Annotated in this window: 6 protein-coding genes and 1 pseudogene; 3 read left to right on the top strand and 4 right to left on the bottom strand. The window is 44.2% G+C overall.

Annotated features, from left to right (window positions below; genetic code table 11):
* Positions 1–659: 659 nt before the first annotated feature.
* Entirely contained in the window at positions 660–3,572 is a 2,913-nt protein-coding gene (locus HC752_RS24865; protein WP_190337544.1) for a cellulose-binding domain-containing protein, read from the top strand.
* 99 nt (positions 3,573–3,671) lie between these two features.
* On the opposite strand, the gene HC752_RS23055 is transcribed toward HC752_RS24865, so the two are convergent.
* Together HC752_RS23055 and HC752_RS23060 are read right to left on the bottom strand one after the other, a co-directional pair.
* Entirely contained in the window at positions 3,672–4,181 is a 510-nt protein-coding gene (locus HC752_RS23055) for a hypothetical protein (RefSeq protein ID WP_190337545.1), read from the bottom strand.
* Between the two features lie 166 nt (positions 4,182–4,347).
* Positions 4,348–5,193: a LysR family transcriptional regulator gene (locus HC752_RS23060; RefSeq protein ID WP_190337546.1), complete on the bottom strand. Its 846-nt coding sequence runs from the start codon at positions 5,191–5,193 to the stop codon at positions 4,348–4,350.
* Positions 5,194–5,439: 246 nt separating this feature from the next.
* Between HC752_RS23060 and HC752_RS23065 the strand changes: the two genes are divergently transcribed.
* The gene (locus tag HC752_RS23065) at positions 5,440–6,231 is read left to right on the top strand and encodes a DUF1338 domain-containing protein (RefSeq protein ID WP_190337547.1); all 792 of its coding nucleotides are present in this window, start codon (positions 5,440–5,442) and stop codon (positions 6,229–6,231) included.
* Positions 6,232–6,403: 172 nt separating this feature from the next.
* On the opposite strand, the gene HC752_RS23070 is transcribed toward HC752_RS23065, so the two are convergent.
* Positions 6,404–6,571, bottom strand: a complete 168-nt coding sequence (locus HC752_RS23070; protein ID WP_190337548.1) for a hypothetical protein — start codon at positions 6,569–6,571, stop codon at positions 6,404–6,406.
* A 438-nt stretch (positions 6,572–7,009) separates the two neighbouring features.
* On the bottom strand, positions 7,010–10,603 hold the full coding sequence (locus HC752_RS23075; protein ID WP_190337549.1) for an SIR2 family protein: 3,594 nt from the start codon (positions 10,601–10,603) through the stop codon (positions 7,010–7,012).
* 363 nt (positions 10,604–10,966) lie between these two features.
* On the opposite strand from HC752_RS23075, the pseudogene HC752_RS23080 reads away from it, so the two are divergent.
* Positions 10,967–11,476 (top strand): annotated as a pseudogene (locus tag HC752_RS23080) (alpha-amylase family glycosyl hydrolase); the annotation flags it as partial.

Consider the following 11,476-nt stretch of genomic DNA (forward strand, 5'->3'; position numbering starts at 1 on the left):
GATAGCGAAAGCCATGACAGCCTTGAAAATCCGAGAGGGATTCTAGCCCCTGATACTCGCGCACAATCAAGGTATCCGAAGCCAGTCCTTCGACATCCAATGAGAAGTTTAAGGTGCCCATGCAGTCCTCATAAGTTGGGACGAAGCCCCAAACAATAATCCATGACGAGATCCAACAGCCAGTGGCCAGATCTTTAGGCTTAAAAAGCAAGGGATGTGCCAAGGTTAAAAATGGATTTAAAACAGTTGGTTACCCTTTTACTCAAAGTTGGGAAAGCGAATAGTTGCTTGTGTGTGGGCGAATAATTGCTTAGGTAGCGAGAATGTGCCTGGATCGGTGTCACGATTTATGGATTCTAAGTGGTAAGAGGAAATGTCTGATTTTATAACATTCATCGCATTTCTAGTAATTACATGAAAAATATGAAATGTATGACCTCGTTGGGCAAAGTGCGTTGCTGTTTTCTTATGTATACATTTTCACTGTGCGGTCACTCGAAAAGTACCACTGTTAAGTAAATACTCATTTGAGTACATCGACTTCTCTAAGCAACATATGGATAGATCCAATTAAGTGACTTCGAGTGATTCATCTAAGTTCTGAGTAACTACGAAGCTCGTGACGTTAAACATCCTACATCCAAGGTGCGAAGTATTTAATGACTATCTTTAAAAAAAATAAACTCATCTTTGCCGTCTCTTTAGCCGTTGGTGCCATTAGCCCTGTCAGTGCGTTCGCCGCTGATGCTTGTGCGGGCATCAATGAATACCCTAATTGGCCACATCTCGATTGGGCGGGCAACCCAAACCATGCGAAAGCAGGCGACCAAATGCAACACTTAGGCAAAGCCTACACGGCAAACTGGTATACCAGTACTACGCCAGGTTCAGACGGTTCTTGGACATTCGCTTTTGATTGTAATGGCACGGGTACCGATCCAGGCACAGGCACCGATCCGGGTACAAATCCTGACGCGGGAACAGGAACGATCACGCCAACCGCCTCGCTGTTAATTCGTAAAGACCCAGTCAACCTAAAGGTTGCTGGTTGGCCAAGTACCCTTGCAATGGGGACGTTTACCGATAATTCAGCCGCGTTAAACGGTGCGCTAGCCAGTGCCAAGGTGGATTCTGTATTCAGTGTTGTCACCAATGCAGCGGATGCGTTAGCGACGCTGAAGCAAGCAAGAGACGTTGAAAAGGCTAACGGGGGCGAAGCTATCGTGCCAGTTGCTGCGGTTTCTACGGCTTCTGGTTTGGGCGATGCCGACATTCTGACGTACGCTAACTTGGTTGCTCACTACCAAAACCTCATTCAAATTGCGGCTCAGGTTCAGGCCTTTAAAGATGCGGCTCATACGTCTCCGGGCTCTATTGTTCTGAATGAAGACTTATTGGCAACATGGCAAGCAAACAAAGACACCACATTTGCCTCGGCATTCGGTACGGGTACGGCGCTGACGGAAGTGCAAGTTAAGCGTGCACTGCGTGAAGCGATGACCAATGCAGCGGCACTGACGGTCACGGACGCGGCGGGCACATCACAAAGCATTTCTAGCCTGTATAACCTAACGGCTATCGATGCGGCTGTCGCTAACTTAGATGACAACGTTAAAGGTTGGGTGGCTTCCCAAAACTTTGTGATGGAACAATTCGCAAAAGACGTGTCTTACGGTTGGTCGCTCAGCGTTTCTAATCCGGGTACTACAAGCTGGGTGCACAAAGACTACGCAGGCTTACGTTCTACTTGGAACGCGGCGTCTCAATCGGTGGTTTCATTCGTAAACTGGACAGGCGCTTACGCAGACGCAGCAGCGAAACCGGATTTCTTAGTGTTCAAGCAAAGTGGCAGCAATGGCCTTTCCAATGCCGGCCGTGCGGAGCACGCATTCGGTCCTATTGCTTGGGATAACTACCTTGTTTACGTTAAGCAGGTCACCGATTCTATCGACGTGCCAGCGATGCTTTACAAGTTGCCGGGCGCTCACCTTGCGACCACGTCACAAACGGGTAGCTACGACGTTGCGGCTCAAGCAGGTACAGCGGCAAGCTTCTTCATGGGCGATAAGTCTTTGGGTAATACATCCGCGAACCTACGCAGCGATGTCGCCTCTATTGCACTGGACAGTACAACGTATGGCGTGTCATCTGTTGCTTCTTTGGTGGAGCAAGAGTCTCACGACTGGGGGGTAAGCCAACTTCGCCGTGCAGCACACAGTAATGTATTTTCCATTCTTTGGGGGAGTGATACCGCGACACCGGTCGTGTCTGCAACGACAAATACGGACTGGTTGAAGGGCAAAGTCGCCGCTTACCAAGCGAACCCTATTCCTTTGTACTACGTACCAGAAAGCCTTGTTACCACACCATTAACAAGCGTTGCCGCTCTAAATGCGGATTTAGAAGGCGCTGAAACCGTTATGAATAATGAAGCCTTCTTGTATGAGCTTCCGGGTAACAAATGGGTACCATCGACCATCTACAAGTGGAAAGATTTCCTGAAGGCGTTGAATTCAATGCACAACGTGGGTGTGGCGGGTAACCAATTCTGGCTGATCGATCCTAATGCAGACGTGGAGACCAACAAAAAATACGCGAAAGTAGCGATTGCAGCGTTCTTATCTCAAAGTATGCAGGAAACCATCCGTTACAACGCATGTGATGAGAACAACTGGGCAGAGATCAAATACGGTGCACCAGCGAATCACCCGAACAGTGCGTCTTGTGGTCAGCTCGATCAGAAATACGCAGACTATGGCGTGAACCCTATCACGGGTAACGACCACCCTTATTCGTGTCCTCGTAACAACAAGCTTGAGCTTTCAGCGAACACGCACGCTTCTTGGTACGGTGCACCTGCTCCAATCTTTGTGGCTCCAGATGCGGTGCTGAAAGAAGAAGGCAAAATGGTCGCAGGGGCGGCGGGTCGCTGGGACATTAACGGTGAACACTGTATGGTGAGCCCTCAGACCATTGATGAGAATAAGCAAGTCTGGGAACGTGCGAAGTGTGAAATCTACGCAGGTCAAAAAGCCGGTGCTTTCTTATGGGATGGCAGTAGCCAGCAGTCCATCGAAGGGTGTGGCTGGTGGGGTCGAGGTGTTATCCAAACCACAGGTCGCCAGAACTTTGGTACGTTGAACCACTTCATTGGTCGTAGCCATGTTGATCCAGACACCATTGGTAAGACAATCGACGGCACATACGTTGAAGCGGCTCCTGCAAACCCACTGTATGCCGATCTTGATTTGTGTTCTAACCCTCAGCTGATTTGTTCTACGGAAGAGAACACGGAGATCAAGTGGATTGCTGGTCTGTTCTTCTGGATGACGTCGGTACAAAACTACAGCGATGTGGGCGGTCCTTACGCGGCTTGGAACTACCATGACGAACTGAAAGCGTACGTTGATGGTGGCATGGTAGGGACTCAGTTTGTGGATGCGGTTTCTGGTATTGTTAACCGTGGTTGCCCAGACGATGCTTGCCCAATCAGTGGTAGCGTTCACGCGATTGCTGAGCGCCGTGCAAACTTCAAACTGGTGCTTCAGAAGCTGGGTTTGAACCCTCAATAAGGTATTTTTAACGGCATTGCCCTTACAAGGGATAAAAAAAGGAGCACTCTTTGAGGGCTCCTTTTTGATGTTTAGGAAGAGTGGTTCAGCCAACCGATCCTAACTGCATTGTCCAACAGTTATCTTGATGGTGTCTGCTTGTTTATCTTGAACCACATCGCCAATTTTGGTTAACGCATTGAGCGCACCTGAGCCCTCCCAGCTCCCAATATTTGACGCTTTGAGCAAGCTTCTGAACTCTTTTTTATTGAATGAGCATTGACTCGATTCAAGCAGCGCATTTTTTAGCCTTTCTGTGGGTTTAGGGACCATTCTATCGCCACCACACAATGGCGTTTTTGCTGAAATTTCGTCATCGTTTTCTTGTGCTTCAATGGTGCCCTGCGTGATGAGGTAGTTTTTCATTAAATGGAGAGTTGGGCTTACTCTGACACCTAAGCTTTGTGAAATGGATTGCGATGTTTCTAAATCGGAGAGATCGACCGAACAGCCGCTTTGCTCGATGCGTTTTACAAAATCCGCAACCAAATTATCAATGGTGTTGGCATAGACAGAGGGAGAGGCCAACGCGATGGTTAAAAGAAGTGCCACGGGACGTTCAAATTTCATTTTTACATCTCATTAGGGTTTGGACGAGAAGCCTAAGGATGATAGGGAAGATGGCGTTATCTTTTATGGTAGTGTTAATTTTTAGTCAATAATTAAAATTGAGATAAATGCTTAAACAAGGGGAGTGGGCGACCACAAAGCCACTATTCAAGAAGTTGATGCGCCTTTAAACAGCATCGCTAAATCGGCGGCAGCTCTCAATCACTCTGTCCATTAACGGATTTGAGCGCTGGCTTACGGTAACGGCCATGCCGACAGAGAGCGAACAGTCAAACCCTTTGATGGATCTGAGTGCTATGCATTCTGAGCTGGTAATTTCTGTCCAGTTGGGCAGCAATGCCGCCCCCACGCCTGCTTGCACAAGTGGCCATGCGTAATCAATGGTTCGGATATTGGCCCGAGTGTTCAATTGGATCCCTCTTTGCAGTAGGCTGTCTTTCAAGGTATCGAGTGCCATACATGGTTCCCGATGAATGAATGGCATGCCATTCAAATCTTCAAAGTCCAAACTCTTTTTCTGTGCTTCAGCCCAGTGGTGGGGAAGTGCCAATTGGTAGAGATCTTCCCAAATGGGCACAAACTGATCGTCGCTGACATGAGAAGTGCCGACTAATATTCGAGCGTCACATGGTTCATTCGTGTCAACCAGTGTGAGCTCCAAATGTTCGATGTCTTCGCTCAGGTGCTGAAGCAGTATGCTCATTCTTTTAGCACCTAACGAGCGCATTATTCCTAGCCTGAGAGGGACGGTTATGGGTTGTTCGTGAAAGATTTGGAGAATGCTTTTCTCGCTATCGATCATTTTCTGTGCTTCAGGGTAAAGCTGTATCGCAGCAGGTGTTGGCACCACGCCACGGGCATGGCGAACAAAAAGCGTGGTGTTGAGTACCGCTTCCAAATTTTTTATTGCTGTGGTGATTGAAGGTTGTGAAACAAAGCAGTGCTTGGCCGCCCCGCTGACACTGCCAATCTCATACACTTTTATAAAATAACGTAATGTTCTTAATTCCATTCTTCTTTACCTAATATATGTCAATTCATCAAAATTCATTTTAGTCATAGGTAAATTCTATGGATAACATAAAAATAACATATTTCACACAGTTAAGCGCTCAAAGTAAGGTTGATAGCAAGAATACGTCGTTCAACTGAACCTGATCATCAACAAAAAAGCCTGTTGATGTCTTTGGTGCTTTATACCCAAGCGAATGCGTTTGGGCATACCAACAAATCATTCCAGATCCAATAAGGAGGCGTCATGTCGCCAGAAAATTTATTTGCTTCACTTTGGCAAGATTACACGAGCCGTCTTTGCCCTTCAGCGCTAAAAGTCCATGACTTACTAGAAGAAGACGAAGCCCTGATTAACGACCACATTGCTTTACGTACATTTGGTGTCGAACTATTGGGGATGGAGACTCTGGCTAGACCGTTGTTGGAATTGGGGTACCAACCTGCTGGCGACTACGTGTTTGAGTCGAAAAAGTTGGTTGCCAAACATTTCGAGCACTCAAACCCAACATTTCCTAAAGTCTTTATTAGTGCATTGGAAGTGCATAAGTGCTCAACGGAACTGCAAGAGATCGTGGCAAAACTGGTGGAAAAAGTGGACACGTCGAAGCTGGAAGGTCATGAGTTTTTGTATGGCGGACGGTTGTGGGATATCACCTATAAAGACTATTTAGCCTTGGCAGCAGAAAGTGAGTATGCAGGTTGGGTAGCCGCTCATGGTTATGGGGCGAACCATTTTACGGTGAGTGTGAACCAGCTCAATCAATTCGAAGAAGTGAAACAAGTGAATGATCACTTAAGGCGAGCCAGTTTTACCATCAACGAGTTTGGTGGTGAAGTGAAAGGGTCTGCTGAGGTTTTGCTGGAGCAATCTTCCACAATGGCGGATAAAGTGCCGGTGACGTTTGCAGGAATAACAGAAATTGTGCCGGGAGGCTTTTATGAATTTGCCAAGCGCTATCCGATGAGCAATGGCGATCTGTACCCAGGGTTTGTGGCGGCATCGGCGGATAAGATTTTTGAAAGCACAAACCACTAGATAACCTGAACTCGGGATAACACCTGCTTTCTATTGGCTCTTTTTACTGAATACTGCGTTGAACCCTCTCCCAATAACCCGTTATTGGTTCGGGGTTTTGCCTTGTCTTAAGTGAAAATATCTCATGAGAATAAGCCAACATAAAAATATATTTCAATGGTTAGCTAACCGCTTATCCCGATTTCAATCTTTCGTTCAGTATGTTCTCTACTTCCTCTGGCATGGTTTTCTTTTTACCGCCATAAACCACTTTATTGGGCGTAAAGGAGATTGGGGCACGGAAAAGAAAGAAATACGTCAGAATGGAGAGATAAGCCGAAAGACGGAAAATGAAATGCATTGGTGAACCACCTAAAATCGGAGTAAGTCGGATTCATTATTCATCGTGAACCCATAAAGTGAGGCATACTTATCTTTCAACAGCTGGACTTGAACTGACTTATTTAAAAGCTGTAAGAAATGAGACAAGATCCGCATACTATCAACAGACTATTTCACCACCGTGTTTAGCCTATTGGAAATTCAAAAAATAGGATATTGAGCATTGACTAAGCTGAATCATTGTAATGGTAACCGTGGCTCAATGAGACGCTCAAATAGATGAAAAGGTAGAAGGATAAGTTCTTCAAGTTTTTTAAAATGTGTGTTCCATTTATTTGTTCTCTTCTGATTTTATTGGGGAAACCCGATTGCTCATCGCTAGGATTCTTAGCCGATGCTATATCTTCTAAGAATCCATAGCTTAATCTTCTTTCCTTCTTTAACCTAAATTGGAGAATTATCTTTTTCTAGTACGTTTACAATGTTGAATGCATTTGGTTATAAATTCTATGAAGTTTTCATTGTCTGGAAAAGGATATTGACTTTCATCATAGGGATGATGCGTATTGTTTTTTAAGTTGATTAAACAATGTTGCAAATATCGATAGTGGTGTTTTTGGGCACACTCTAACCCTTCATTTAGAACATCAATCAGCCCATCCAGTTGATGCTTTTTAATCCAAGTGGCGTACGCCAGCAGGGCTTCGGTGTACGCGAATTTGGTGTGTTTTAGCTCTTGTAATGCTTGACTAAACAGGTGGTTAGCTTCTTCCAGTTCGGAAGATTGTTTAGCTTGCAGTAACAGCTTAACACCCTTGGTATAAGGATTGACGATGACAATCCTGCTGATTTCTTTATCGCTTAACTCGGTATATTTCGACTTTAAAGTGAGAAGACGAGCATACTGAATGTGAGCTTTGGGGTGTAAGGTGTCGATGTCTGCGTTAATATCCGCTATGGTCGCCTCTCCGCACGCAATTCTTACAAAGAGTGAATTGAAATTAGTCACACTTAATTTTGCTAGTATTGGGTTAAATACGCCTAAGTGTACTAAGTTTCCATCGTATATCGGTCCAATGAAGTAGCCTTTAGTGTAGTATTTTGTTAGGGCATATTCAGCCCCTTCATTACCATATACGAGCATGGTTATCCTGAATATTTCCACTTCTACATTATTATTTAGGTCAAGCTCTAGACACTCCTTAAGTGGTAGAAGGTGTTTAAAGTGGCGAAGAGACGTTTTAAAATCCCCCATATAGTAGTTGTTTTTTAAAATAACCAACTTGATGTATTTATATAGGTTCTTATTCTCTTTGAAATTATCCTTACTCTGGGTTAAATACTTATTCATAATAGAATATTCTTCTATTGTGCTGAATAGGTGGACAGAGTGGTGAATGTAATTAAGCACAGCGTTTTCACCCAGCTCTGGGGTCAGTGATGCAAGGATTTGCCCAAAATTTCTGGCTTGTTTGGCAGTAATGGATTTCGCCCTTATTTGCTTTTCTACCGAGTAATCATTGGAGAGTGTGCTAAGTGCTAAAACGTAATTTAGCTGATAGTCAAAAATAACTTTGATGTAGCTTGATTCATCAGAGGGGGTCATTTGACCTTTGGCAAACCTTGCAACCAAAGGGTGCAAGCGGATGAACTGCTGGCTAGTTTGAACTAAGGACTTATCCTGAAGTAACTTAATGGTGGTGTCATTGATTGGTGCAGAGCCACGTGCTTTGGCGTCTTTCCCTGTTAATTTCTTAAAGTTGCCTAAATCAATGCCATCTGGGAAATAAGAGAGTTTGACCAGTGCTTCCTTTGCAACTGGCGGTAATTTTTTATATGAGTAGTCGATACAGTTGTAGATGGAGTATCTTCTATCAATATTTTTATCGGTTGGCTCAATGCCTTCAGACTGTGCTTTTTTAACCACGTCGAAGAAGTTGTTGTCCAAATCTTCTTTCAGTTCTTTTAGATTTTTGCCTCTTACCATTGTGCTTGCAACAAGAGAGATAGCCAACGGATTATGATCCAATAACTCTTTGAGTATTTTTTCCTTTAAGTACACTCTCTCGCGTTCAGAATACGTCTGCTTCGATTTTTGCTCGAACAATGCTAAGGATTCTTCTGCGACAAAATCTCGCAGTTGGTAAGTGGATTCTGATGAGAGACCCAGCGTTTCTCGGCTGGTTACGAGTAGCGTGGCGTATTCATTCATCTGGCGAATCAAATCCAGAACTAAAGCACGATCTTCAAGTTGGAGTAAGCTTTCGGCATTATCAATAATAATTAAGCGATGACCTTGCTGAAACTCGACATTTTCTTCAATATGCTCGATCACGTTGACGGCATCTTCCAGATCAAACGCACTCGCGATATGCCAATGAAACTGCTTATAGTTCACCAAATGTTCGCAGTCTATGAAGGTCACATTGTCAAATAGTCCGCGTTCGTTGTATTCAAAGGCGAGTTTTTTAACGAGGGATGTTTTACCTAACCCACCAGTGCCTAAAATCGTCAAGCATTCATTTTGCTCAGTGGCTTGAAAGAGCTTTCGGCTGCATTCTTCTAAATCTTGTTGCCTACCGACAAATTTGGCGACTTCATCTTTCGAGATATCCATGGGGAGGCGTCTGGTATGATTCATAAATAAGCCGTTGAACTGTTTGACTTTTTCTCCCAAATCAAATTGGCTGGTGTTGACGAGTGCACCAACCTCTTCAAACAATGTAAACGACTGCTTTTTAAAAAGTTGGAACCAGATCTTCTTAACGAGTGAGGTAGAGCCACATAGCTCAGGAATAAACAGCATTGGCAGTGCAATACGGCTTAAAGCTTGTTGGCTTGGTAATTCATCACATATGACGATCACGCCTTTCAGTTCTTCAGCGTCAATGCTTTGTTCAAATTCAGAAAGGGGCATACGTGTGCTGCCACACCATTCATTTTCAATAATGAGTTTGTTTTTCTTTATGTGGCATACCAGTACAAGATATTGGTACCCATCAAGCGAATGTAAGTTTTCTTCCGTAAGGGGAAAACTAGACATATCAAATGGCGGCGATTTCTTTATCTCTTTCTCTATGGCGGCAAAATTGCCCAGTGTTTGGTCGAAAGGTTTGGCACTGAGATACGCGATTTTAAGGGCAGGTTGTACGTTGCTTATTTGTGGTGGAGAGGGCTGATTATTTGATTCGTTATCCATAGTATTGCCTAGGTCGGCAATCTTATGGAGCGTATCAATAAGTGGCTGACCATAGCCAGAAAAAGGAATGAGCTTAATTGTGTTGAAGGCTTTCAACTTTTCGTTCATGAGGGCAACATGATCCTTGTGCACCAACACAAAATGCACTTTGGAATTCCCATTAAACAGTTCGTGCTGAACCATCATTTCGGCAAGGATCTCGGTATCTTCCATACTGCTGCCGATAAACAACAAACTGCGCGTTGCCACAACTTGCTTAAACGTTTGGATGGCGGCTTCGTACTTACTGTCCTCTCCGTATAGGAACTCGTAACTCTGTGGGGTAAGAACCAACTTGTCCGGTTCATCAATATGACCATGAAGATGCCAGATCATACTATTGTCACTGGCTGTCATCATTTGTTTGAGTGGAGCTGTAGAGGAGTTCCGAAGAATTCGAGCATTGCTGGCTGGCGCTACATGCTCTAATACACGATCATAGTTTAAAGTGATGATTTGCTTGCTCACTTTCCATACGGCGCGTGCCAAGTCAAAGCTGGTTTGATCGCAGGTATCAAGATCTGGGTTGAATTGATCTTCTAAGAATTCATACCAGGTTTCACCGACAATACTGCCTTTTGCTTCTTTTGCCGCCTCTAGGAGCCGACCACGCCTAACAAAGCCAAGGTAAAAGTCCTTGTCTTCTTCGTCCATGTACTCGGATGCATTCTCGAGCAAGCGGGTCCAACTAGGAAAAACCGCTTTTCCTTGTTTACTTTTGACAGCCATTGACACACCTGCACCGACTAGCGGCAGCAATGCACCCTCTTTCATTGCTCTTTTCAGAGAAGCTTCATGTGAAATTTCTAGCATGACGTTGTTCCAATTATTTTTATTGGAACACAATATAGCGATTTGAATAACACTTTAAAAGATAAGGAGTAATATCCTACTTCACACTTTGAATCTGTAAGCTCAAGTGCCATTTTTGCGCATTGCCCCTACTGAGTTGTATTAGGGTTGAGCCATAAAATAAATATAACGATAAGAGAGAAGGAGCTTAAACTTACTAATTGAACGAGTGAAAACGAGGACAGTCAATTTAAGAAAAGTATAATATTGTCAATTGCATAGCTCTGTTTGGGGATTCATGTTTCACAAATAGGGTGCTGTTCTAATGTATGAATTCGTCTTATGGTGGTGTAAGTTTTTATTAAACGTGATTCCTATATCCCTATGACTAAAGCACGCTCTCAACTAATAAGCCTTGATGCCACACCTTATTACCATTGTGTATCTCGTTGCGTTCGCCGTTCATTCCTTTGTGGGTATGATTTTGAAAGAAAACAATGCTGTGAACATCGGCGGGGTTGGATTGAAGAGCGGCTACTTAAGCTTTCCCAAGTATTCTGTATTGATGTTTGCGCCTACGCCATTATGAGCAACCACTACCATGTTGTTCTTCATATCAATGTTGAACGTGAAAAAGCCCTTTCTGACCAAGAGATTTGCGACCGATGGTTAAGTTTTCACACGCCGCCTACGTTGATTCAAAAATGGCTGAAACAAGATACCCTCTCAGAAGCAGAAGAAGTCAAAATCCGTGAGATTATTGATATGTGGCGAGAGCGCTTAACCAGCATCAGTTGGTTTATGCGCTTGCTGAATCAATTTATTGCCGCTCAAGCCAACAAAGAAGACGGCTGTACTGGGCATTTTTGGGAAGGGCGATTCAAAAGCCAAGCT

It is taken from the genome of Vibrio sp. S9_S30 (assembly GCF_014694455.1).
Lineage (GTDB): Bacteria > Pseudomonadota > Gammaproteobacteria > Enterobacterales > Vibrionaceae > Vibrio.